At 62.5% G+C, this 22,712-nt stretch carries 27 protein-coding genes, 1 tRNA gene and 1 pseudogene; 14 read left to right on the top strand and 15 right to left on the bottom strand.

Going from position 1 to position 22,712, the window contains the following annotated elements; genetic code table 11:
- Positions 1-126: 126 nt before the first annotated feature.
- Genes FJ492_RS06900 through FJ492_RS06885 form a run of 4 tightly spaced genes read right to left on the bottom strand, consistent with a single transcriptional unit; the run spans position 127 to position 2,684 of the window.
- Positions 127-648 (bottom strand): CoA-binding protein, encoded by a 522-nt coding sequence (locus FJ492_RS06900; protein WP_140506460.1) that lies wholly within the window; start codon positions 646-648, stop codon positions 127-129.
- Entirely contained in the window at positions 645-1,427 is a 783-nt protein-coding gene (locus FJ492_RS06895) for an AAA family ATPase (RefSeq protein ID WP_140769159.1), read from the bottom strand. The genes FJ492_RS06900 and FJ492_RS06895 overlap by 4 nt, the downstream gene beginning before the upstream one ends.
- Positions 1,427-1,849, bottom strand: a complete 423-nt coding sequence (locus FJ492_RS06890) for a VOC family protein (protein WP_140769157.1) — start codon at positions 1,847-1,849, stop codon at positions 1,427-1,429. The genes FJ492_RS06895 and FJ492_RS06890 overlap by 1 nt, the downstream gene beginning before the upstream one ends.
- 10 nt (positions 1,850-1,859) lie before the next feature.
- Positions 1,860-2,684 carry an enoyl-CoA hydratase gene (locus FJ492_RS06885; RefSeq protein ID WP_140769155.1) on the bottom strand — a complete coding sequence of 275 codons (825 nt, stop codon included), beginning with the start codon at positions 2,682-2,684 and terminating at the stop codon, positions 1,860-1,862.
- 165 nt (positions 2,685-2,849) lie between these two features.
- Here FJ492_RS06885 and FJ492_RS06880 point away from each other — a divergent pair, with 165 nt between their 5' ends.
- From FJ492_RS06880 to rpsI, 3 genes are all read left to right on the top strand, one after another.
- Positions 2,850-3,314, top strand: a complete 465-nt coding sequence (locus tag FJ492_RS06880) for a PaaI family thioesterase (protein WP_027143617.1) — start codon at positions 2,850-2,852, stop codon at positions 3,312-3,314.
- Positions 3,315-3,529: 215 nt separating this feature from the next.
- On the top strand, positions 3,530-3,994 hold the full coding sequence (gene rplM / locus FJ492_RS06875) for a 50S ribosomal protein L13 (RefSeq protein ID WP_010915638.1): 465 nt from the start codon (positions 3,530-3,532) through the stop codon (positions 3,992-3,994).
- A gap of 1 nt (position 3,995) precedes the next feature.
- On the top strand, positions 3,996-4,478 hold the full coding sequence (rpsI, locus tag FJ492_RS06870) for a 30S ribosomal protein S9 (protein WP_140769153.1): 483 nt from the start codon (positions 3,996-3,998) through the stop codon (positions 4,476-4,478).
- Positions 4,479-4,636: 158 nt separating this feature from the next.
- Here the strand turns inward: rpsI and FJ492_RS06865 are convergent, their stop codons facing one another.
- Together FJ492_RS06865 and FJ492_RS06860 are read right to left on the bottom strand one after the other, a co-directional pair.
- Positions 4,637-5,692: a glycerophosphodiester phosphodiesterase family protein gene (locus FJ492_RS06865; protein ID WP_140769151.1), complete on the bottom strand. Its 1,056-nt coding sequence runs from the start codon at positions 5,690-5,692 to the stop codon at positions 4,637-4,639.
- Positions 5,693-5,888: 196 nt separating this feature from the next.
- Positions 5,889-7,097 (bottom strand): acyltransferase, encoded by a 1,209-nt coding sequence (locus FJ492_RS06860; protein ID WP_140769149.1) that lies wholly within the window; start codon positions 7,095-7,097, stop codon positions 5,889-5,891.
- Positions 7,098-7,220: 123 nt separating this feature from the next.
- On the opposite strand from FJ492_RS06860, the gene speB reads away from it, so the two are divergent.
- From speB to FJ492_RS06845, 3 genes are read left to right on the top strand one after another with little or no spacing between them, the layout of a single operon-like run.
- On the top strand, positions 7,221-8,228 hold the full coding sequence (speB, locus tag FJ492_RS06855) for an agmatinase (RefSeq protein WP_140769147.1): 1,008 nt from the start codon (positions 7,221-7,223) through the stop codon (positions 8,226-8,228).
- A 30-nt stretch (positions 8,229-8,258) separates the two neighbouring features.
- Positions 8,259-9,185 carry an N-acetyl-gamma-glutamyl-phosphate reductase gene (gene argC, locus FJ492_RS06850; protein ID WP_140715167.1) on the top strand — a complete coding sequence of 309 codons (927 nt, stop codon included), beginning with the start codon at positions 8,259-8,261 and terminating at the stop codon, positions 9,183-9,185.
- Positions 9,182-10,024, top strand: a complete 843-nt coding sequence (locus FJ492_RS06845) for an aminoglycoside phosphotransferase family protein (protein WP_210241526.1) — start codon at positions 9,182-9,184, stop codon at positions 10,022-10,024. The genes argC and FJ492_RS06845 overlap by 4 nt, the downstream gene beginning before the upstream one ends.
- 130 nt (positions 10,025-10,154) lie before the next feature.
- On the opposite strand, the gene FJ492_RS06840 is transcribed toward FJ492_RS06845, so the two are convergent.
- Positions 10,155-11,246 carry a COX15/CtaA family protein gene (locus tag FJ492_RS06840; protein ID WP_140769143.1) on the bottom strand — a complete coding sequence of 364 codons (1,092 nt, stop codon included), beginning with the start codon at positions 11,244-11,246 and terminating at the stop codon, positions 10,155-10,157.
- Between the two features lie 152 nt (positions 11,247-11,398).
- On the opposite strand from FJ492_RS06840, the gene FJ492_RS06835 reads away from it, so the two are divergent.
- Positions 11,399-11,614: a DUF2842 domain-containing protein gene (locus FJ492_RS06835; protein ID WP_027143610.1), complete on the top strand. Its 216-nt coding sequence runs from the start codon at positions 11,399-11,401 to the stop codon at positions 11,612-11,614.
- Positions 11,615-11,637: 23 nt separating this feature from the next.
- Here the strand turns inward: FJ492_RS06835 and FJ492_RS06830 are convergent, their stop codons facing one another.
- Entirely contained in the window at positions 11,638-11,838 is a 201-nt protein-coding gene (locus FJ492_RS06830; protein ID WP_246672842.1) for a hypothetical protein, read from the bottom strand.
- A gap of 130 nt (positions 11,839-11,968) precedes the next feature.
- On the opposite strand from FJ492_RS06830, the gene FJ492_RS06820 reads away from it, so the two are divergent.
- On the top strand, positions 11,969-12,385 hold the full coding sequence (locus FJ492_RS06820; RefSeq protein ID WP_246675919.1) for a hypothetical protein: 417 nt from the start codon (positions 11,969-11,971) through the stop codon (positions 12,383-12,385).
- 24 nt (positions 12,386-12,409) lie between these two features.
- Here the strand turns inward: FJ492_RS06820 and FJ492_RS06815 are convergent, their stop codons facing one another.
- The gene (locus FJ492_RS06815) at positions 12,410-14,620 is read right to left on the bottom strand and encodes an exopolysaccharide transport family protein (RefSeq protein WP_140769141.1); all 2,211 of its coding nucleotides are present in this window, start codon (positions 14,618-14,620) and stop codon (positions 12,410-12,412) included.
- Positions 14,621-14,873: 253 nt separating this feature from the next.
- Here FJ492_RS06815 and FJ492_RS06810 point away from each other — a divergent pair, with 253 nt between their 5' ends.
- The 4 genes and pseudogenes from FJ492_RS06810 to FJ492_RS06795 all read left to right on the top strand — a co-directional run bounded on the left by FJ492_RS06810 (position 14,874) and on the right by FJ492_RS06795 (position 17,726).
- Positions 14,874-15,437, top strand: coding sequence for a polysaccharide biosynthesis/export family protein (locus FJ492_RS06810; protein WP_027143601.1), 564 nt, complete (start codon positions 14,874-14,876; stop codon positions 15,435-15,437).
- A 242-nt stretch (positions 15,438-15,679) separates the two neighbouring features.
- On the top strand, positions 15,680-17,215 hold the full coding sequence (locus FJ492_RS06805) for an undecaprenyl-phosphate glucose phosphotransferase (protein WP_140769139.1): 1,536 nt from the start codon (positions 15,680-15,682) through the stop codon (positions 17,213-17,215).
- A 142-nt stretch (positions 17,216-17,357) separates the two neighbouring features.
- Positions 17,358-17,560: pseudogene (locus FJ492_RS06800) on the top strand (hypothetical protein); the annotation flags it as partial.
- A gap of 89 nt (positions 17,561-17,649) precedes the next feature.
- Positions 17,650-17,726: transfer RNA gene (locus FJ492_RS06795), tRNA-Pro, on the top strand.
- Between the two features lie 99 nt (positions 17,727-17,825).
- Here FJ492_RS06795 and FJ492_RS06790 read toward each other — a convergent pair.
- Together FJ492_RS06790 and FJ492_RS06785 are read right to left on the bottom strand one after the other, a co-directional pair.
- On the bottom strand, positions 17,826-18,287 hold the full coding sequence (locus FJ492_RS06790) for a YbaK/EbsC family protein (RefSeq protein WP_140749744.1): 462 nt from the start codon (positions 18,285-18,287) through the stop codon (positions 17,826-17,828).
- A gap of 185 nt (positions 18,288-18,472) precedes the next feature.
- Positions 18,473-18,757 carry a helix-turn-helix transcriptional regulator gene (locus FJ492_RS06785; protein WP_140506483.1) on the bottom strand — a complete coding sequence of 95 codons (285 nt, stop codon included), beginning with the start codon at positions 18,755-18,757 and terminating at the stop codon, positions 18,473-18,475.
- Positions 18,758-18,989: 232 nt separating this feature from the next.
- Between FJ492_RS06785 and FJ492_RS06780 the strand changes: the two genes are divergently transcribed.
- Positions 18,990-19,604 (top strand): hypothetical protein, encoded by a 615-nt coding sequence (locus FJ492_RS06780; RefSeq protein ID WP_140769137.1) that lies wholly within the window; start codon positions 18,990-18,992, stop codon positions 19,602-19,604.
- Positions 19,605-19,790: 186 nt separating this feature from the next.
- Positions 19,791-19,988, top strand: a complete 198-nt coding sequence (locus tag FJ492_RS06775; RefSeq protein ID WP_140715194.1) for a hypothetical protein — start codon at positions 19,791-19,793, stop codon at positions 19,986-19,988.
- 175 nt (positions 19,989-20,163) lie between these two features.
- Here the strand turns inward: FJ492_RS06775 and FJ492_RS06770 are convergent, their stop codons facing one another.
- The 4 genes from FJ492_RS06770 to FJ492_RS06755 form a co-directional block, all read right to left on the bottom strand.
- A complete protein-coding gene (locus FJ492_RS06770; protein WP_027143594.1) occupies positions 20,164-20,466 on the bottom strand; it encodes a hypothetical protein in 303 nt (100 codons plus the stop codon).
- Between the two features lie 91 nt (positions 20,467-20,557).
- Complete coding sequence (locus FJ492_RS06765; protein WP_027143593.1) at positions 20,558-21,097, bottom strand: MerR family transcriptional regulator; 540 nt, start codon at positions 21,095-21,097, stop codon at positions 20,558-20,560.
- 213 nt (positions 21,098-21,310) lie between these two features.
- Positions 21,311-21,634 (bottom strand): integration host factor subunit alpha, encoded by a 324-nt coding sequence (locus tag FJ492_RS06760; protein WP_010915609.1) that lies wholly within the window; start codon positions 21,632-21,634, stop codon positions 21,311-21,313.
- 101 nt (positions 21,635-21,735) lie between these two features.
- Positions 21,736-22,707, bottom strand: a complete 972-nt coding sequence (locus FJ492_RS06755; protein ID WP_140769135.1) for a beta-ketoacyl-ACP synthase III — start codon at positions 22,705-22,707, stop codon at positions 21,736-21,738.
- Positions 22,708-22,712: the final 5 nt, after the last annotated feature.

Raw genomic sequence — 22,712 nt, 5'->3', positions numbered from 1 at the left:
AAGAAGAAAATACCTTTCGGCGTGCGATCCGCGATGAACGCATGGGAAACTTAATGGCTTCCCGATAAAATTTTGCGCACCGGCAGTTGACTGGAATCTTTTGCGAAAAAGCGATCCCGTATCACGTCACTTCTGGCGGACGCCAAAACTCTGGAAGCCCTGGCGCATAAGCGGCTTTTTCGACGACAGGACGCCGGAATTGACGCCGGTCCAGCCGATCTCACCGGAGAGCTTGCCATATTCGATCTTGGGGCAGCGGTTCATCACCACCTTGATGCCGGCGGCTTCGGCGCGGGCGGCTGCCTCGTCATGGCGCACGCCAAGCTGCATCCAGATGACTTTCGGCAAGGGATCGAGCGCCAGCACCTCGTCGACGATACCGGGAACCGCGGCTGCATTGCGGAAGACATCGACCATGTCGATCGGCTCCGGGATGTCGGCCAGCCTGGCATAGGTCATCCGGCCGAGGATTTCCTTGCCGGCCTGGCCGGGATTGATCGGGAACACCGAAAACCCCTTGGCCAGCAGATATTTCAGCACGAAATAGCTCGGCCTGACATCATTGGCCGACGCGCCGACCATGGCGACGGTCTTCACCGCATTGAGGATGCCGCCGATATAGGTGTTGTCGTAGCTATCGTGGTTCATGCCTCGTCCTCATACAACGCCTCAGCGAGAAAACCACCCGGGTCATTGCTGAAATCGCGCAGCATGCGGAAGTGGTCGGTATCACGAAAGTCAGAGGGCTCCAGCCCGAAGCGGCTGATGCGGAACAGTTGCGCGCCGGGACAGGCCATCAGCAGCGGCGAATGGGTCGCCATGATCACTTGCGCTGTGCCCGACTGGTCCATACGCCGAAGCATCTTCAGCAATTCGATCTGGCGCGTCGGTGAAAGCGCGCTTTCGGGCTCGTCGAGAATATAGATGCCTTGCCTGCGGCAGCGCTCCTCGAAGAAGCGGATGAAGCCTTCGCCATGCGACCAGGACAGGAAATCCGGCGGCGGCGGCTTGAACGGGTCCTCCAGCGCCGCCTGATCGAGATAGCGAGCCACGGAGTAAAAGGATTCAGCACGAAAGAACCAGCCGGCGGTGACTTTTGGCAACCAGTGGCCACGGAATGTGTTCGCCAGTGCGGCGCCACTCTTGTCGATGGCACTGGCATGGTCGACCGGTCGGTAGCCCTTGCCGCCGCCGGCCTCGTCATAGCCGGCCAGCGCGCCGATCGCCTCGAGCAGCGTGGATTTACCGGTGCCGTTCTCGCCGACGATGATGGTGATGGGCGTGGCGAATTCGAGCTCGAACCCGTGGCCGCGAAACAGCGGCAGGTTCCAAGGGTATTTCTCCCAGTCCGTCACGCGCTCCGGGTCGAGCAGAATGCGCTTGAGATACGGTGCCTTGAGCCGTGTCAGCTGCTTGCGATCAGCCATCAATCAGGCAGCGAAATCGTGCCGTCTTCCGCGATCGGGAAGGCCGGATTGTGCGCCACTTCCCAAACATGCCCGTCTGCATCGGCGAAGTACCCATACCAGCCTCCCCAGAAGGCACGGCCGGCCGGCTTGACGATACGCCCGCCGGCCTTCTCGGCCATGGCGAGCACCGCGTCGACTTCGGCGTCCGAGCGGGTGTTGTAGGCGAGATAGACGGCCGAGGGCGCCTGGGCGAAGGTGATGCCCGAATCCTCCTCGGCGCTGGCGCGCGGGAACAGACCGAGGATGGCGCCGCCCATCTGGAAAAAGGCGACACCGTCGGTGATGCCCGCGTGGCGCCTCAGACCCATAGCCTCGTAGAAACGCACGGCGAGATCCAAATTGTCGGTGGCGATGGTGATGATGGAGATGCGCGGTTCCATAATCCTCGTCCTATTCGTCCGTCCACTCCGGCTTGCGTTTGCCGATGAAAGCACCAATGCCCTCTTCCGCGTCCCGCGCGAGCATGTTCTCGACCATGACGCGGCCGGTATAGGCATAGGCATCCGCCAAGCCCATCTCGGCCTGCGCGTAAAAAGCTTCCTTGCCGGTCTTCACCACCAAGGACGATTTGGAAGCAATGGTTTGGGCGTATTTGGTGACAATCTGATTCAGGTACTCGCGCGGCACGACGCGGTTGACGAGGCCGAATTGCTTCGCCGTTGCGGCGTCGATCGTCTCGCCGGTCAAGAGCATCTCCATCGCCTGCTTGCGCGAGACGTTGCGCGATAGCGCCACCATCGGTGTCGAACAGAACAGGCCGATGTTGACGCCCGGCGTGCAGAAGGTCGCCTCGTGGGAGGCGATCGCAAGGTCGCAACTGGCGACCAGTTGCAGGCCGGCGGCTGTCGCCAGGCCGTCGACCTCGGCGATGACAGGCAGGGGATGGCGCACGATGGCCTGCATCAGCGTCGCGCAAGCGGCAAACGTCTCTTCGAAGAAGGCCTTGCCGCGATCGGCGTCGGCGCGCCGCGCGGTCATTTCCTTGAGGTCGTGGCCGGCGCAGAACACCTTGCCGGCCGCCGACAGCACGATGACGCGAACGGCTTTGTCGGCCTTGGCGCGGTCGAGTTCCGCCGTCAGCGCCGCCATCACAGCCAGCGACAGGGCGTTGGCGGGCGGATTGGCGAGCGTCAGGCGCAGCACGCCCTTATCCAGCCTCACCGTGACCGGGCCCTCGTCGGCAGCAGCAGGCTTGATGGCAAGGATTTCGGCCATGGATGAGGTCTCGCGATTCCGTTCGTGCTGGCACAGTATCTAATATCGGATCGGCTTTCGTCCAACACCCATTGCTTGCGCCAGGACCGCTTGCGCCGGGATGAAGGTGTTGCCAGAAATGCCGCGCTGCGTTCATACAAGCCTGGCACAAAACGAGAGGCCGACATGCCCGCCCAGAACAATCTCAAGCCCGTGCTGACCGCAGCGCAAGTCAATGTGCTGATGGAGACCGTCTATCCTCAACTCAACGAACAGTTCAAATATTACGAGGCGATCGACGTGTTCCCAGGCGGCTGCATTGTGCGGCTCAACGCTGGCGAGCGGCACCTGCGTCCTGGCGGAACTGTATCCGGTCCGTCGCTGTTCACGCTGGCCGACATTGGCGGATATGTCTGTGTGCTTTCCCACGCCGGGCCGGACGCGCTTTCTGTTACCGTCAACCTCGACATCAACTTCGTCCGCAAGGCCGAGGCCGGGCCGATCGATGGTCATTGCCGCATCCTGAAGCTGGGAAAGAGCTTGATGGTGTTCGACATCGACATCGTCGCCGGCCCGGATGGACACACGATCGCGCATGCCACGGGGACCTATTCGATCCCGCCGCAGCGCGCCACGGATGTGGTAAAATAATACCTTTCCACCAACGTATTGTTTCTACAGCATTTTCTGCGCCGTAGGACTTTCCCGCTGCCTTGACGCAACCACTGCCCTCGCCTATAAGCCCTCACGAAGCAGCGGCCCGCGAAGGCCGCCGTTTTGTTTATTGGCTGGGGACAAACGTCTTTCGCCAATCCAAGCAACAAGAAACGCCTTCCCCGTGAAGGTCAAAACCGAGAGCAGAAAACATGACAACCTTTTCGCAGAAGCCTGCGGATGTGGTGAAGAAGTGGATACTGATCGACGCCGAGGGTCTCGTCGTCGGCCGTCTTGCCACTGTCATCGCCAATCATCTTCGCGGCAAGCACAAGCCGACCTTCACCCCGCATGTCGACGACGGCGACAATGTCATCGTCATCAATGCCGACAAGGTGGTGTTCACCGGCAAGAAGTTTACCGACAAGGTCTATTACTGGCACACCGGCCACCCCGGCGGCATCAAGGAGCGCACCGCGCGCCAGCTGCTCGAGGGCCGTTTCCCCGAGCGTGTCGTCGAGAAGGCCGTTGAGCGCATGGTTCCGCGTGGTCCGCTCGGCCGTCGCCAGATGAAGAACCTGCGCGTTTATGCAGGCGCGGAACATCCGCATGTCGCCCAGCAGCCAGAAGTCCTCGACGTGGCCAAGCTGAATTCCAAGAACAAGAAGGTCGCATAAGATGGCTGAGCTTTCCTCGCTCGCAGAACTGGGCGCCGCCGCCGGCAACACGAACACGCAGGCCGCGGCTCCCGTCCACGTCCAGAAGCTCGACAAGTCGGGCCGCGCCTATGCCACCGGCAAGCGCAAGAACGCCATCGCGCGCGTCTGGGTGAAGCCGGGTTCCGGCAAGATCGTCGTCAATGACAAGGAATTCGCGACCTATTTCGCGCGTCCGGTCCTGCAGATGATCCTCAACCAGCCGATCATCGCCTCCAACCGTTCGGGCCAGTACGACATCGTCGCCACCGTCGTCGGCGGCGGCTTGTCCGGCCAGGCCGGTGCCGTGCGTCACGGCATCTCCAAGGCGCTGACCTACTATGAGCCGGCGCTGCGCGCCGTGCTCAAGAAGGGCGGCTTCCTGACCCGCGACAGCCGCGTCGTCGAGCGCAAGAAGTACGGCAAGGCCAAGGCCCGTCGCTCCTTCCAGTTCTCGAAGCGCTAGGCGTTTCGAACTCCGATATCGAAAAAGGCCGCCTCCGGGCGGCCTTTTTTGCTTTTTGGCTACAGATTTGATTGATCGACAAATTGTGGGACAGCGCCCCTCCGACCTGCCGGGCAACTCTCACGAGAGAGGGAGAGCGGCAGCTTCAGCCGCCACTCCTAATTGATGCTGGCTGTATGCGCCGGTTCTGTCGGCTTCTCGCCGGCATAAGGCACGCGACAACCATTCGCAGCCAGCCAGCCGATCGCTGCTTTCGGTTCGTCGGTCTGGATGATGGTGGCGCCGCGGTCGGCCCAGAAGCCCCAGGCTTCGCGCGGCAGGCTGGCCTGGACCGCCAGTTCATCACCACGGCCGCCAGCGAGGAAGCCGCCCGGTTTGTTGACGATGGCGTAGGTGTCGGCCCAGATATGCCAGTCGCCCCTCACCGCCTCGGCGCGCATGCGGGTGCTGAACAGCGACCCGCCGGTTTCGGTCAACGTCTCGGCGCCCGCCCGCCAGTTGATCAGCTCGATCGCGCGCGGCGCGAAAGCATGGTCGACCGTCGAGGCGAAGCCGGCATCATGCACCGCGTCATCGGCAATGATCGGCATGAACTGGAAGCCATCGCCTGCCGCGGCCATGGCGGCCCTCACCGTGGTGATCCTGTCCTGGTTCCACAGGTTTTCCTTGACGATGACTTGTTCGGCCATGCCGAGATCCCGAGCCACCGCGATCATGCCCGGGAGGTCGCCGACTTCGAGCTTGTTGTCGAGATTGATGAGGATCCTGTCCCTTGTCGTCATCAGCATCTCGCGCAACGTCGAGACGGTCTCGTTGGTGACGGCATGGGTGCCCTCGATCACCAACCGGCATCTCTTCAGTTCGGCCAGCGTGTAGTTGAGGACCTCGCCCTTGCAGGTGGTCGTGCGGTCCAGCCAGCTGTCATGCATGACGATGAACTCGCCGTCCTTCGAGCGCCGGATATCGACCTCGACAATTTCGGCGCCGATCGCGATCGAGCCTTCCACGGCGGCAAGCGAGTTTTCCGCATAGAGCGTCTTGCCGGCCTGCATGCTGCCGGCGCGATGGGCAGCCACCATGACATGGTCGCGCCACTGGTTGGCATGTTCGAAGCGGTCGAGGATCTGCCTGGCGCGAGTTTCGCCGGCCAAGGCCTGACCGGAGGCGGCCGCCAGCGCGGTGGAAAGCAGAAGGCTCAGCCAGATCGTCCGCATCGAGAATCGCTCCTTGCCGGGTCGAGCCGGGATAGGCGACGTCAGTGACATCCAGGTGAACGAAGCCGGCTAAAGCGCGTCGCGTCGAAACGGATTCAGGCGACGCTTTGGATGTTTGTCTTTACGCATGTCGTCTTCCCCAAAACCGAAAGTCACCTTTGGGCGACATGCTGTAGCGGTTGGCCGGCGATGTGGGTCAGATGCGCTTCGACAGCCGGCGGAACCATGCCATTGCAGGCATTTCGACCAGGCGCCATGTGACCCACGACACGGCGATGGTGGCGGCGAGCATGACGACGATCGCCACAGTCCCTGTCCATCCGGCGCCAAAGCCGGTCGCGGGCTCGCCACGCAGTACTATGTCGCTCATCAAGCCGAGGCCGAGTTTGCGCTCGACGAGCCCGGCGACATTGATCAGGCGCGCCTGGACGAAGATGTGGACCATGTAGATCGAATAGGACAGCGCGCCGAGCGTCAGCATGAACGGCGTCCTGAGCAACGCGCTGATCCAGCCGCCTTCATGGGCGAAGAGAAACAGCGCCAGGGCGAACACCAGGGGCGCGGCAATGCCGGCGTCGTTGTCGCCCGCCAGCGAGACAAAGAGAACGATAACGGCCACCATGACGATTTCGGCAAGAGTCCAGCTCATCCGCGGGCCGTTTGCGAGCAAAACCTGTCGCGCCCCTGCAATGGAATCATGCTGAAACCAGGCCAACAGGGCGCCGGGCGAGAAGCCGTAGAGGCAGCGGATGAAGCCGAAATCATAGGACACATCCATATGATGCGTGGAGAAGCCGAGCAGGAACAGCGGCGCGGTGACGACGGCGGCGACAAACCATGTCCAGGCGCGTGCGCCGGCGACAAAGACCACGCCGGCAAACAGGAGACAGGCAAAAAACCCGGCCGAAATGCTCCAGCTTGGCGCGTTCCACGTCAACCGATCCTCGAAGCCGACACCTTGCAGCAAAAGGAGATTGGCAGCCAAGCTCTTGAGGTCGAAGCCGCAGGTGAAGGGAGCTGCCCCCGTGCCATGCAATTGCGGCAGCACCAGCCGCAACAGCTCGAAGGCGGCAAAGGCGGCAAGCATGACCAGATGCAGCGGGTAGATGCGGCCGAACCGGACCAGCGCAAAGCGGATAACCTCTCCCGGCCGGCCCAGCCGATTGGCATAGCTCGAGGCCATGACAAAGCCGGAAAGGACAAAGAAGAAATCGACGAAAAGATAGGACGAACCGACAAAGCCGCTCTGCGAGATCGCCGAGGCGGTCGGGAAATGAAACAGCGTCACCAACAACGCGCAGATGCCGCGCCACGAATCGAGAACCTGGAAGCGATCGCCGGCGATCGTGCCGGCGTGGGTCGACACCACGGCATCCGACGGATTAAGAAACGCGGTCTGCGTCATGATGATACAAATCCTGTCTTGCCGTGGCACCCGGGCGGCACGGTTTCGTCTCCCCAAGCTGTGACTGGCATCTTCCATGCCGGTTTTGTAGTTGTTGCACCCCGATGAAAACGAGGACCAGTAATGGCGACCAAGAACATCGACCATGCCTTCACCACCCGCTCCAAAACGGGTGGCGCCCTTGAGCCGACCTATTCTGGCGCGCTGTCTTTCATGCGGCGCAAATACACCAAGGACGTGAGGGGCGCGGATGCGGTGGTGTGGGGCATTCCCTTCGACGCCGCCGTCACCAACCGGCCGGGCGCCCGGTTCGGGCCGCAGGCGATCCGCCGCGCCTCGGCGATCCTCGATAACGACCCGCAATACCCGTTTTCACGCGATCTGTTCGAGCACCTCGCCGTGGTCGATTATGGCGACTGCCTGCTCGACTCGGGAAACCATCAGAAGACGCCCGGCACAATCGAGCGCGAGGCGGCCAAGATCCTGAGATCCGGCGCCTTCCTGCTGACTCTCGGCGGCGACCATTTCGTCACCTGGCCGCTGCTCAAGGCGCACGCCGCCATCCACGGGCCGCTCGCCTTGGTGCAGTTCGACGCCCACCAGGACACATGGCCCGATGACGGTAAGCGCATCGATCATGGGTCCTTCGTCGGCCGCGCGGTCAAGGAAGGCATCATCGATCCCGACCGCTCGATCCAGATCGGCATCCGCACCCATGCGCCCGACACGTTCGGCATCAAGATCCTGCATGGTCATGAAATCGAGGAAATGCGCGCCTCCGACATCGCCTATGCCATCGTTGATCGCACCGGGGGCAGGAAGACCTATCTGACCTTCGACATCGACTGCCTCGATCCGGCCTATGCGCCGGGAACCGGCACACCGGTTTCGGGGGGGCCGTCGTCAGCGAAGATCCTGTCGACGCTGCGTCAGCTCAACCAGGTCGATATTGTCGGTGCCGATGTCGTGGAGGTTGCGCCGGCCTATGATCACGCCGATATAACGGCGATCGCCGGTTCGATGGTGGCCATGCAGTATCTCGGCCTGCTGGCGGAACGAAAGGCCCGGCTCGATGAGTTGAACAGCGGCGACCACAATGGCGCCGCGGTCAATCATGGCAACGGCATATAGTTTTGAAATATCAGGGAATTTGATCAGGCAATGAAACCGAAAATCTTCATCGACGGCGAGCACGGCACCACCGGCCTCCAGATCCGGGCGCTGCTTGCCGAGCGCGGCGATCTGGAGATCATTTCCATTCCGGTCGAGCGCCGCAAGGAAACGGCCGCGCGCGCCGAATTCCTAAACGCCGCCGATATCGCGATCCTGTGCTTGCCCGACGATGCGGCCAAGGAAAGCGTCTCGCTGATCGCCAACGACACCACCAAGGTCATCGATGCGTCGACGGCGCATCGCGTGGCCGAAGGCTGGGAATATGGCTTCGCCGAATTGGACAAGGAGCAGGCGAAGAAGATCGCCACGGCCAAGCGCGTCGCCAATCCCGGCTGCTGGCCGCAGGGGCCGATCGCGACGCTCAGGCCATTGGTCACGGCAGGCCTGCTGCCGGCCAATTTCCCGATCTCGGTCAACGGCATTACGGGTTATTCGGGCGGCGGGCGCCCGATGATCGAGGACTACGTCGCCAAGGGCGAGGACGCCTCGGAGTTCCTGCCCTATGGCCTGACCCTGCAGCACAAGCACGTGCCGGAATTGAAGGCCTATGCGAAGCTGTCGCACGATCCGATCATGCAGCCGGCGGTGGGCAATTTCGCGCAAGGCATGATCACGGTTGTGCCGTTGCAACTCGGTGGCCTCGACCGCGTACCGACGGGTGCCGAACTTCACGCCGCCATTGCGGACCATTTCGCCGCGATCAAGGGCGGTGTGGTCGAGGTGGCGCCCTATGCGCATCTGGAGCGCGTGCCTGACATCGATCCGGAGGTCTACAACGGCACCAACCGCATGAAGGTCTATGTCTTTGCCAACGACAGCAGAGCTCAGGCGCTGCTGCTGGCGGTCTACGACAATCTCGGCAAGGGTGCTTCCGGTGCAGCCGTCCAGAACATGGACCTGATGCTCGGTCTGTGATGAACGCGCCGGCCTTTCCACCGCGCTGGAAAGTCAGCGAACCCGAACTCATTGCCGAGACCTTTTCGAGCCGCATCTGGAAGGTGCGGCTTGAGGACAGCTCACCAGCCATTGTGAAGGCACTGAAGCCGTTCGACGACGTTGCCGACGAGTTGCGCGGCGCGCATTTCCTTGCCTGGCGGCGCGGCGAAGGCGCGGTGCGGCTTCTCGGCCGTGACGGGCATTCCATGCTGCTCGAATATGGCGGGGACACACTTCTGTCGCAGGTTCTCGTCGAACAAGGCGACAATGCAGCGACCGCCATCGCGGCGGATGTGATGGCGAAATTGTTTTCGCCATCTGATCACCCCTACCCGTCCGAGCTTCAGCCGCTCAGGGAGCGGTTCGCCAGCCTCTTCAAGAAAGCCGCAACCGATCGTGGCATCGGTGGTGACAGCCTCTATGTCGAGGCCGGCGCCATCGCGGAACGACTGCTGGCCGACCCGCATGACATCAGGCCGCTGCATGGCGATCTGCATCACGAAAACGTCCTGCGGGGACCGCGCGGCTGGCTGGTGATCGATCCGAAGGGCGTGCTCGGTGATCCCGGTTTCGACGCCGCCAACATGTTCTACAATCCGCTCGACCGCGATGCACTTTGCTTCGCCCCGGAGCGGATCGCGCATATGGCCGAGGTCTTTTCCCGGACGCTGGGACAATCACCGGCGGCAATACTGGACCATGCCATCGCCTATGGTTGTCTGTCCGCGTCCTGGCATCATGAGGACGACAATGCGGTCGAGGAGAACCGCGAACTGTCGATCGCCGCGGCGATCCGGGCAGTGCGGGCGCGTTTCTGATCCCGGGGAAGAGCCGAAGCGAGCGTTTGTTGACCATGATCGGTTACGGACCTGTCCTGGCTCCCTCACCAAGGATTTGTCATGCTCAGGGCGACGCAGTCGAATGAATTCTGGATGTGACTGGCCGCACTCAGCGTCCGACGGCAACCTCGTTGGGCAAGGGATAAGCGCCCTTGGTGCCGCGCCAATGCGCGGCGGCAAAGCCCAGCACGACGAGCGCAAAGGCCTGATGGGTCAGGGCCATATGCAGGGGCACCTGCATCAACAGCGTACCGATACCGATCGAAGCCTGGACCAGCACCAGAACAAACAACAGTGTCGCGCGTCGCGCATGCGTTGAGCCGGGCAGCCGCCGACGCGTGGCGATCATGTGCCAGAGCGCGACGGCAAAGACCGTATAGGCACCCAGCCGGTGAAAGAACTGCACCGTTTTCGGGTTCTCGAAGAAGTTGCGCCACGCCGGCTCGAGGACGAGCAGATCGCCTGGAATGATCCTGCCGTCCATCAGCGGCCAGGTGTTGTAGCTCATGCCGGCGTCGAGACCGGCGACCAGGCCGCCGAGATAAATCTGGATCAGCGCCAGAAGCACGATGAAGCCGGCCAGACGCTGCGTCGAGCGATCGGCCGCGGGCTCGGAATGCGGCGCCAGGCCACGCGCGACGACCATGGTCGCGGTGAAGATCAGTGCCGCCAGCGTGAGATGCGTCGCCAGCCTGTACTGGCTCACCGACACCCGGTCGACAAGGCCGGAGGCCACCATCCACCAGCCGATGGCCCCCTGCAGCCCGCCGAGAAACAGAATGCCGACCAGTTTCGGCCCAAGGCCGCGCTCGATACGGCGCGCCGCCCAGAAGACCAGCAGCGGCAGGGCGAAGACCAGGCCGACGCTGCGCGCCAGCAGGCGATGTGCCCATTCCCACCAGAAGATCGACTTGAACGCTTCGACGCTCATGCCCTTGTTGAGCTCGGTATATTGCGGGATCTGCTGATAGCGCTGGAATTCCTCCTGCCACTCGGCGCCGTTGAGCGGCGGGATGACGCCATGGATCGGCTGCCATTCGGTGATCGACAGGCCGGATTCAGTCAACCGCGTGGCGCCGCCAACCAGCACCAGCGCGAACAGCACCAGGAGCACGACGTACAGCCAGCCGCGTACGAGTGCCCGGTTATAGAGGTCGCGGTAGCGGGCCTGATAGGGCGCGGCGGCAGTGATGGCGGCCATGGATATATCCCGGCAGTTTGAATGTCGCGGATTGGTGAACCATCGCACTCCTGCTGGCAAGACCGCGCAGCGCGGCACGCCGTCGCGCCCGGTGTCGCGGGTTGCGCGTGCCTCGCGTTCGGCCTAAGCGATAGCCATCAACGAGGCCAGCCATGCCCATTCGACTGAAAAAACTGATCGGAATGTTCCTGCTATTGGCGCTGGTCATCATCTACGCACTGGTCGCCTCGATCTTCGCGGTCGCCCGCCTGTCGGAATCGGGCGCGCTGGTGCAATTCCTGTTCTTCCTGCTCAGCGGCCTGCTCTGGGTGCTGCCGGCGATGGGCATCATCAAGTGGCTGATGCTGGAGCCAAGGGCCAAGCGCTGAGCCCTGCCCGGTCAGGCGGCACGTCAGACAGTGACGAGCACCTTGCCGGCATTGGCGAGCGGCGTCGTCACGCCCGACAGCATGGTGCGTATGCGGGCCAGGCTCTGGTAGCGGCCATTGACCGAAATGTAGCAAGGCCTGCAGGAAGCCGGCATGTTCGGCGCGCAGCACGCCATGGCGGTGGTCACGGCGGAGGCATAGCCGGGGTTGCGCGCAAAGCACACTTCGCGGCAGCCAGACCGGCGGCCCCCTTTCCATCGACGACGAACACTAGCCGTCAGAATTTGAGAGCCTCGCGGAGTGCTGGGCCTGCCCTGACGCGCAGATCGAGATCAGCCTCGATGTGGTCGATGCATGGTGACCACGCAGTTGGTGCCCGACATCATGAGATATGACGCACTCTGCTTTCCCGCGTCCCGCCATTCTTTCCTGCAGCGGTGGCTGCAGCCACCGCATCGCGCGCTGGCAGCGATCACGCCACGGGGCGCGGCCGGCTATGCGGTAGCGCGATCCTGCCGCAGCGGCTTCATGATCGGCCCGCTCTTCGCCGACGATACGCGGACCGCACTGGACCTGCTCGAAGACCTGGCGGGCGCCTGCGAAGGAGGAGACCTTCACATCGACGTTCCGGCCAGCAAGGTGGACTTCGTCGCGGCGCTCGAGGCGGCAGGCTTCTCACCGACCTTCACCACCACGCGCATGTACAAAGGCGCGCCACCAAGGCTCGACGCCAACAGGATATCCGGCGTGACGACGCTGGAACTGGGATAGGCCAGGTGCCTTTGAGTGGCTGTTTCAGGCCGCTGAACGCCGCCCCGGCACCGGATTGCCTGGCGGCTCGTGCCCGAGCGGCGTCACCAGCGTCAGGTCGGGATAGCCGCTCTCAATCAGCTTGACCGCGGCTTGCGTCACCTCGTCGTCAGGCTCCAGCATGGACAGGAACACCTCGGTGGCCTCGCCGTCCAGACGGCCGATACCTTGCGCATCGGCCGGCCCGCATTCGACCACCACCAGGTCATAGGCTGTCGTCAGCGACTGCATGATGATCGGCAGCCGGTCGGCGGCGCGCATGGCACGGACCGGATCGGCGGTGCCGACGGGAATGACATGGCAGTCTGAATAGAGGTCGGCATGGATCACGTCGCTGAACTGCGCCTGCGACGCCAGCAGATTGGTGATGCCGGGGAAAAGCTCGCTGTCCAGCATCGGCCGCGACGCAGCTCCCGAGGCCGTGAGGTCGAGCAGCAGGACACGCAGCCCGGCGTCGGAAACCTCGCGCGCCACCAGGACCGCCGACGCAGCCGCCTCGTCGCCCTCGGGGGAAACGAATATGGCGCGCGCGGCGCCGCTGGCGATGAGCTTCTCGGCGGCCTTTTCGACGTCGATCTCGCCGAGCAAGGAGCGCGGCCGCCGGACCTCCACGGTCTCGACCTCGGCGGCGGGCCGCGGCTGCGCCGGTGTTTCCGTGACCGTTTCGGGCCATGATGCCTCGACCGCGCGATTGGCGAACTCGTGGGCGACTGCCGGCTCCGAGCGGGTGGATGGGTCCTGATAAGCGGCTGGCGGCATCGCCACCTCGTCGATCGGTTCAAGCCGGGCACCCCTTGCCGGGCGCATGGCCCGGCCGAAGAATATCTCCCGCAGCAGCGTGAACACCGCCGCCAGCAGAAGGGAAGCCGCGGCGGCTACGCCAACGATCGGCCAGACCTTGGGGAAGTAGGGCTCGGAGGGGACCAAAGCCGGCGACGCGATGCGAGCGTCGACCGGAACGTAGTTGCGATCCCGACGCGACGCCGCCTCGCGATAATTGGTCAGGTAAAGTTCGAGCTGCTGGCGCTTGGCGGCGGCATCGCGCTGTAGCGCGTCGAGACCGACCTGCTGCTCGCCGGCCTCTGCCGAAGCAGCTTTGAGCGTGTCGACGTCGGCGACGAGCTGGTTTTCGCGCGCCTTGGCGGCATCGGCCTGCATCGCCAGGCCCTTCATGATCTTCTGGGCTTCGCTGCGGATCTGGGCGTCGAGATCGGCCAGTTGTGATTTGGCCGCGCGAATACGCGGATGATTGTCGAGCAGCGTCGTCGACAGATCGGCGATGTTGGCGCGCAATTCGACCTGCCGCCCGCGCAAATGCTGGATCAGGTCGGAAGACAGCACTTCCGGCAGTGAATCCAGCGATCCGCCGCTCTGCAGTGCCTTGCGCACGCTCTCGGCTGTGCCTTCGGCCGAGGCGCGGCTGGCCCGCACTCGCGACAACTCGGTCGACAGCTCGGCCAATTGCTGGGTGGCCAGCGTGGAATTGTTGCCGCCCAAAAGGAGGTCCGACTGGGCGCGGTAAGCCGCGACCTTGGCTTCGGCATCCCTGACCTGCTTGGACAAGTCGGCGATCTCGGGTGCCAGGAAGTCCGCAGCGGCGGTGTTCGATTCGCTCTTGGCCGCGCCCTGCCCCGCAATATAGGCGGCGGCAATGGCATCGGGGATGGCGGCGGCAAGCTTCGGATCCTCCGAAGAGAATTCGATGGCAATTATGCCATTCTTTTCAACGCGGTAGACGTTGATCTTCTCGCGCATTTTCTTCAGAACACGTTCATCGGCAGGAACATCCATGGGGTCGTTCTTCAACCCGACCAGGACCAGCAGCCGGTTTAATGCCGACATGTCGATCGTCTCGTCGAATTCGTGCAATCGCGACAGGCCGAGTTTCTGGGCGACCTGTTTGAGGATTTCGTTGGACGAAATTATCTGGACCTGGGCGGCAATGCCTTGCTCGTCGAGGATCGGCTTGTCGCTGTCCGGGTTGCTGCTGGCGGGCCGCGTGTAGTCCGATCCGCGCGGGGCGATCTCCACCTGCGTCTGGGCCTTGTAATGCCGGGTCGCGAACGACACGGCCGCGAAGGCAAGTCCCGTTACCACGAGAACGAAGACCAGAATTCGCAGCCAGTTCCGGCCCAGGCTAGCGAAGGACTGCCTGAGATCAACATCGACGTCTGCGGCCGCGGATTGAACGGACATGCATCCCTACTCCGAAACTGGTCGGATGCACCGTAAATAACTATGGTAACTCAGCCGTTAAGATCACGGTAAGCTTCATTAGGTTTACCGGCGGGCGACGGCAAAAAAATCGATAAAATCGCAAAACCTTGTCTGCTTGATCGCCATTGGCGCGCTCCTTTACCGGCCATTAACCCTAACAGGATGATAACGGACCCGATCCCAGATGTTTGCTGCGATGCCGCAGCGGCCAGTCGAAGGTACCTGTCCGGCCATGCAAAGCACTGCTTCCCTTTTTCGCGCACTGCTTGCCGTATCGTTGCTCGCGGGCTGCTCCAGCTACCGGCCGACGCCGGCCGCCTTTCACGAGGTCCTCGACCAGCCCTATCGCCTCGGCGCCGGCGACCGCGTCCGCGTCACCGTGTTCGAGCAGGAGGGCCTGACCAATAGCTACAGCGTCGACCAGTCCGGCTACATCTCCTTCCCGCTCGTCGGCGCCATACCGGCACGTGGCCACACCGCGCAGCAGATGGAAAAGGAGATCGCCGATAAACTGCGGCAGGGCTACCTGCGCGACCCTGACGTCTCGGTGGAGATCGATCGTTACCGGCCGATCTTCGTCATGGGTGAGGTGGGCGCCGCCGGCCAGTATTCCTATGTGCCCGGCCTGACTGTGCAGAAGGCCATCGCCATCGCCGGAGGCTTCACGCCACGCGCCAACCAGGAGAGCGTCGACATCACCCGCGACATCAACGGCAAGGTGATAACGGGCCGCGTGGTCACCTCCGATCCGCTGCTGCCGGGCGATACCGTCTACGTCCGCGAACGCCTGTTCTGAACAGCGTGACGGGCAACTCAGGATCGTCCACCGCTTCGCTCACCCGTCGGAGCAATTTTCCGGCACGTGCGCGGCCTGACGGAAGCGCGGGTCGTCGCCGTGCTGGAGACACTTGCCGCGGCGAGGCCAATGACTTCGCCGCGCTCGAAAGGTAGTTCAGGCTCTTCCAAAGCCACAGGTTGTTTCAAGGGTTTCTTAGCTCTCTTTTGCTAACAACTCTTGGGAAGCTTGCGGACTGTTCCATGAACGAGATCGACCCCGCGCATCGCTTTTCATCAGAAGCGGTGCGTCAATTCGACGGCCCTGCCGATGGCGACAAGCCCGGCGGCATGAACGACGTTGCCCGGCAGGTCGCGTCGCAATACCGGCGCGACACGATGTCGCCGATCATGGTCAGCGGCGTGTTGCGCATGGTCGAATTCGCGGTGCTGCTGCTCTCGGGGCTCTGCGTCTATTTCTACTATGTCGGTTTCTTCAATTACCTCGCCTGGCAATATCCGCTGACGATAGCCGCCGCGTCGTTCCTCGCAGTGGTGCTGCTCGATGTCACCGATTGCTACCAGGTGGTGTCCCTGATGCGGCCGATCACCAATTTTGGGCGCATCCTGCTGGTCTGGGCCGGCACCTTCGCCCTGATGGCGTTGACGGCGTTCACCATGAAGATGTCACAAGATTATTCGCGCCTGCTGTTCGGCACGTGGTTCATCGTTGCCTTCGTCTGCCTTTTCGGTCTCAGGCTGTTGATGTCGAAGCTGATCCGGCGCTGGGCGCGCGATGGCAGCATGGAACGGCGCGCCGTCATCGTCGGTGGCGGCAAGGCGGCGGAAGTGCTCATCCGCTCGGTGGAAAAGCAGCCCTACAACGACATCCGCATCTGCGGCATCTTCGATGATCGCAACGACAAGCGTTCGCCAGCCCTCGTCGCCGGCTATCCCAAGCTCGGCACCATTTCGGAACTGATCGAATTCGCCCGCATCGCCCGGATCGACATGTTGATCGTGTCGTTGCCGCTGACCGCCGAATCGCGCGTCCTGCAATTGCTGAAGAAACTTTGGGTGCTGCCGGTCGACATCCGACTGTCGGCCCATTCCAATGCGCTGCAGTTCCGTCCGCGCGCCTATTCCTACATCGGCTCGGTGCCGATGCTCGACATTTTCGACAAGCCGATCAACGACTGGGACTCGGTCGCCAAGCGCGCTTTCGACATCATCTTCAGCGTCATTGGCATCGTCGCGTTCTCGCCTGTGATGCTGGCCACGGCGATCGCCATCAAGCTCGACAGCAAGGGACCGGTGCTGTTCAAGCAGAAGCGGCATGGCTTCAACAACGAGATCATCGAGGTCTACAAGTTCCGCTCCATGTATACCGACCGGTCGGATCCGACCGCCAAGCAGACGGTGACCAAGAACGATCCGCGCGTCACCCGTGTCGGCCGCTTCATCCGCAAGACCTCGATCGACGAGCTGCCGCAGTTCTTCAACTCTCTGCTCGGCTCGCTGTCGCTCATCGGTCCGCGCCCGCACGCCATTGCCGCGCAGTCGCACAACCTTCTCTACAACGAGGTGGTCGATGGCTATTTCGCGCGCCACAAGGTCAAGCCAGGGGTCACCGGCTGGGCGCAGATCAATGGCTGGCGCGGCGAGATGGACACCAATGAGAAGATCCGCATGCGGACCGAATACGACCTCTATTACATCGAGAACTGGTCGCTGCTGTTCGATCTGCGGATCCTGTTCCTGACACCGATCCGCCTGCTCAATACGGAAAACGCCTATTGAGCGCGATCAGCCATGATCCGCCGCGTGCGCTGACCCTCCTCTTCTGTCGGGCTTCGTCACTCGGCGAGCCGGCGCCTTACCAAATCTACATGGCCGGTTGATCGCCATCTGGGCTCTGTTCGGCCTGAGGATTTCGCTTACGGCGGCCGGATTCCGCATCCTGCTGCGCGACCGGCCGTGGCAGCCTACCTGCTATGCGCCTATGTCGCCTTCATCGGCAATATCGGGCCCGGCACCTTCATCGACATCGACCATTGGCGCCATATGTATCTGCCGCTCGGCCTAGTCAGGGGCGCCATCACCCTGGAATACCGCCATCAGCGGCTGTTACGCCCGCTATCGTAGGTCTCATTCGAGCCCGCGATCGCGGCAAGATAATTATCGCGGAAATCGGTTGACCCGAGCCGGGTTATCAAGATACATCGCGACCGGTCCGGAGTGTAGCGCAGCCCGGTAGCGCACTTGACTGGGGGTCAAGGGGTCGTCGGTTCGAATCCGGCCACTCCGACCATTTTAAAGCAGGACTTGCCCCCAAAAGTCCGCCTCTGCCGCATCCCCTCATTCTCGAACTGCCCATTCTGCGCGGCTCAGCTCTGGATTGGATCCGGCGCTAGGCCTGGCACACATCCACCCACTCCGCGCCGACGAGCTCAACCATGCGCTGTGGCCCGATGCGCACCGCCGCGTTGGTGGCGCCGGCGGCGGGTACGACCTCAGCGAATTCGCGCAGCGAGACGTCGCAATAGACCGGCAGCGGCGCCGGCAGGCCGAACGGGCAGACACCGCCCACCGGATGGCTCGTGGCCGCGACAACCTCTTGTGCGTCCAGCATGCGTGGCTTGCCGCCGAACTGGTCCTTGAACTTGCGATTGTCCAGCCTGGCGATGCCGCTGGTCACGATCAGCATGGTACGCTCGCCGACGCGAAGGCAGATCGTTTTGGCGATCTGCGCCGGCAGGACGCCATGCGCTTCCGCCGCCATCGTCACCGTCGCCGAACTCGATTGCGTGACAATGACCTCGATATCAGGCGCGTGAGCCGCGAAGAAAGCACCAACGGAGTCCAGGCTCATATCGAAAAACTCACGGTTCAGACCCGATGCAAGGCAGATGCGATCGGCGCGAATTTGGATGCCGAACGTATAAACACGCGTGACTTGCAAATCGGCAAGCCCGGCCTGCCGGAGAACGCCATGGCGTCAACAAGAAACCCGCCAAGCAGGCCTTGGCGGGTTTCTTGCGCATGCCGGTCGCCGATCTATGCCTGAGGCCGGCCTTGTGCGGCCAGCGTCGGTGCGGCGGAAGCAAGGGAAGCGTCCTGGGGCAAACGAAGCGCGGACGCGATACGACGCAGCTTCGCCGGGTCGGCCGCCCGGCCGCTCTCGATGTCCTCGATCTCGTCGACCGAGAGGCCGCAGGTCAGCGAAAGCGCTTCGAGGCTGTATCCGCGCGTTTCCCGCATCGCCCTGAGGGTGTTGTAATCTGGCCCGATCTCGTTTGCTAATGGTTCGGAGAGGGCGTGGCTTTTTGCATTTTTGGGCATTGGCAACTCCGTTGGCTGAAAGCGTTTGATCAAAATGGGATGTTGCCTGAGACGAGCAGGAAGATGCCCTCTCGCCGGCGATTTGCCAAGCGCTGCCTAGCCCTGTCCCGATCAAGTTGTTTTGAACGCCCGAGCGGCTTTTGCCCGGCATTTTCGACCCACCCGTTCGTTATCTCGATGTCGCTGGCGTGAAGCCATCCCTTTCCAGCCAGTCTTTGCCAAAGGACACCCCATGAACCTCAAGACACCCCTCCTCGTGCTCGGCACGATTTCGATGCTTTCCGGCGTCGCTGTGCCCAGCGCGCAGGCCGCGGACACATTGCGCGTGCGCGGCACCGTGGTCAGCTTCGAGCCGTCGCTGCTGACCGTGAAAACTCGTCAGGGCGATACTTCCGCCATCAAACTGAAAGACGGCTGGAAGCTTTCAGGCGTCGCAAGCGCATCGGTAAAGGACATCAAGCAGGGCGATTTCCTCGGCATCGCCTCTGTCTCCAAGGCTGACGGCGGCAGCGGCGCGCTCGAAGTGGTGGTCTTTCCCGCGGCCTTGAAAAGCACTGGCGAGGGTGACCGCCCCTGGGACCTGGAGCCGAACAGCCGCATGACAAACGGAACCGTCGCCGACGTCACCGACATAAACGGGCGGGCCGTGACGCTAACCTACGACAATGGGCGGACGAAGAAGATCTCCATACCCGACGGCACGCCTGTCGTGACCTTCGCGCCGGCCGCGCCGACCGATCTCAAGCCAAGCGCGGCCGTCTTCGTTACCGGGCAGCGCGAGGCTGACGGCACGCTCAGCGCCAGCCGCGTCGTGGTGGGCAACAATGGTGTGATCCCGCCGATGTAGGCCAAAACAGCCGGCTTTCGGCCCTGGCGATTGTCGAGCAGGAAGCCGGTTTCCTCGGAAACAGTTCAGAAAGAAGATTCTACAATCGGGAAATACTGAGGAAAAAATTCAGGAGCGTAATTCCATTCGCGGCGGTCGGGATATCGGCCCGATTGATACCTGCCTGCGAAAAAAGGAAACGATCCAATGAAGAAGTCCCTCCTCTCGGCCCTCGGGCTTGCAGCAGCAATCGCTTTCGCGGTGCCGGTGGTCGGCGCGACGAGCGCGGACGCGGCCCCAATGGCAAAGCATCATCACCATCGTCACCACTACCATCATCGTTACCATCACCGCTATCACCATCATCATCATCACCACATGAAGAAGATGGGCAACAAGGCCTAAGCAGACCGCCAACGAGAAGACCGGCCTTGGTTTCTTGTTCAAGGCTGGTCTTCTCCTGGTCAGCAATGCCAAGCCGGACGACCGGTACTCGAACTGTAGCAGCGCCAGTCCAGCTAGCGACAACAAGGGAATGGCGTCCGTGGATAGGCGAGTTCCCCTTGTGCCGGGGTAGCAGTCAGCGCCGGCTGAACAGCAGGCTGGCGGCCAGGCCGAGCACGACAAGGCCGACCGCGACGGCGGCCGCCGGATGGTCGCGTGCCGATTTCTCAATCACCCTGCCCTGTTTGCGGATTGCCGGCATGGCATCGCGCAGGCGCTCCGCAAGATCCGAATATGTATCAAGAGCAGCATCACGGCCGTCTTCATAATAAGCGCCACCCCGCTTTGACACTGCCTTGCGCAACGCCGCGAGTTCCCTCGAGAGAGCCGCGACCTGCTTTTCGAGGTCGATGTCCGACAGGGTTGAATATGATGCCATCATGCGTTTCCTTGTCTTGTAGAAGGAAACTTAACGCCTCACCCGACCGCCGGTTCCGGTTTTCGAGGCGTCGAAGGCACTGGCCCCCCGGTCAGCGCACCTGGTCAAGCAGGCGCTTGCATTCCAGGAGGTCGAACAACGCCTCCTGCAGCAGCGCGCGATTGTCACGCGAGAGTTTCGACGCGTCCGGCGCAACCGGACCTTCCTCGTCGCTCTTGCCCAGGCCGAAAAAGCGGCGGCTGGGCTTGACCCTTGGCTGGCCAACCAGTTCGTCATCTCCGCCGCGCGGCTGGGATGCCGGCGTCAGCGGCACCTGGTCGGCCTGCTTGCGTTGCGAAATCGCCTCGACGGCGGCCATGTCGCCATTGCCGATAGCGACCAGGAAATGATTGCCGTTTTCGCGCAGCAGCTTCTGCACGCCCTTGATGGTGTAGCCCTGGTCATACAGCATATGGCGGATGCCCTTGATCAGTTCGACATCCTGCGGCCGGTAATAGCGACGGCCGCCGCCGCGCTTCATCGGCTTGATCTGGTTGAAGCGCGTCTCCCAGAAACGCAGCACATGCTGCGGCAGGTCGAGGTCTTCCGCGACCTCGCTGATGGTGCGGAAGGCGTCAGGGCTCTTGTCCATGGGCGAAATCCTCACGCTGGAGCGTGGCCCGGAACGGTCTTCAGACGAGATCACGCTCAACGAAGAAGAGCTTGTTCCGCCAGCGCGGAATCGATCATACGCCAGAACACCAATCCGGCCATGCTGCCGAATCGGGCCTTATTTCAGCGGTTTGTGAAGCAATATTCAAGCCCGCTGTTTCGGCGGGTCGGTTTTTCAACCGTGCAATGGAGGCTATTTACCGCCCTTGGCCTTGCTGTTCTGGTGAGAACGCAAAATGCGGTTCTTCAACACGTTGGACGATTTGAAGGTCATCACCCGGCGCGGCAGGATCGGTACTTCCTCGCCGGTCTTTGGATTGCGTCCGATGCGCTCATTCTTGGAGCGGACATGAAACGTCGCGAAGGACGACAGCTTAACCGTCTCGCCGCGCACGATCGCTTCACATATTTCGTCCAGTACCGCCTCGACGAGTTCGGCGGATTCAGTGCGCGACAAACCGACCTTCCGGTAGACGGCCTCGGCCAGGTCGGCGCGCGTAAGTGTTTTTCCCCCCATGCGACCGTCCCATCAGTTCAAGCGTAAAATCGGCACAACAACGGCAGAGCCTAAGTAATTGATCCGGCAAGGTCAAGGACCGAAACCGGACCGTTCTCCACTTACCAGCGAACCAGAACGGCGCCCCAGGTGAAGCCGCCGCCCATCGCCTCCAGGAGCACCAGGTCACCCTTCTTGACGCGGCCGTCGGCGACGGCCACCGACAGCGCCAGCGGTACGGAAGCAGCCGAGGTGTTACCGTGCAAATCGACGGTGACCACCACCTTTTGCTCGGCTATCCCAAGCTTTTTTGCTGAAGCGTCAATAATCCGTTTATTGGCTTGGTGGGGCACGAACCAGTCAAGATCGTCGGCGGTAATACCAGCGGCCGAGAAGGTCGTCTCAATGACATCGGTGATCATGCCGACCGCGTGCTTGAAGACCTCGCGGCCTTCCATGCGCAGATGGCCGACTGTTCCCGTCGTCGACGGCCCGCCGTCGACGAAAAGCTTCTCCTTGTGCGCGCCGTCGGAACGCAGGCTGGCCGCCAGGACGCCCCGGTCGGCGATCGTGCCGGCCCCCTCGCCTGCCTCCAGAACGACCGCACCGGCGCCGTCGCCAAACAGCACACAGGTCGAGCGATCGCTCCAGTCGAGGATGCGCGAAAAGGTTTCCGAGCCGATCACCAGCACGCGCTTTGCCAAGCCGCCGCGGATATAGAGGTCGGCTGTCGTCACCGCATAGACGAAGCCTGAACATACCGCCTGCATGTCGAAGGCAAAACCGTGCTGCATGCCGAGCCGGTTCTGGATCTCGACGGCGGTGGCGGGGAACGTGTTGTTGGGCGTCGAGGTCGCCAGCACGATCAGATCGATATCGTCCGGGGTCAATCCGGCATCGGCAAGCGCGGCGCGCGCCGCGGCCTCGCCAAGGGAAGCCGTCGTCTCGTCGTCAGCCGCGATATGGCGCTGGCGGATGCCGGTGCGCTGGGCGATCCACTCGTCGGACGTCTCGACCATGCCTTCAAAATCGGCATTCTTCATGATGCGGCGGGGCAGCGCGGCGCCCGTGCCGCGCACAACTGATCTGATCAAAATTC

The organism is Mesorhizobium sp. B2-5-4 (assembly GCF_006441095.1).
In the GTDB taxonomy this organism is placed as follows: Bacteria; Pseudomonadota; Alphaproteobacteria; order Rhizobiales; family Rhizobiaceae; genus Mesorhizobium; species Mesorhizobium salmacidum.
This window is presented reverse-complemented; position numbering and strand designations above follow the sequence as displayed.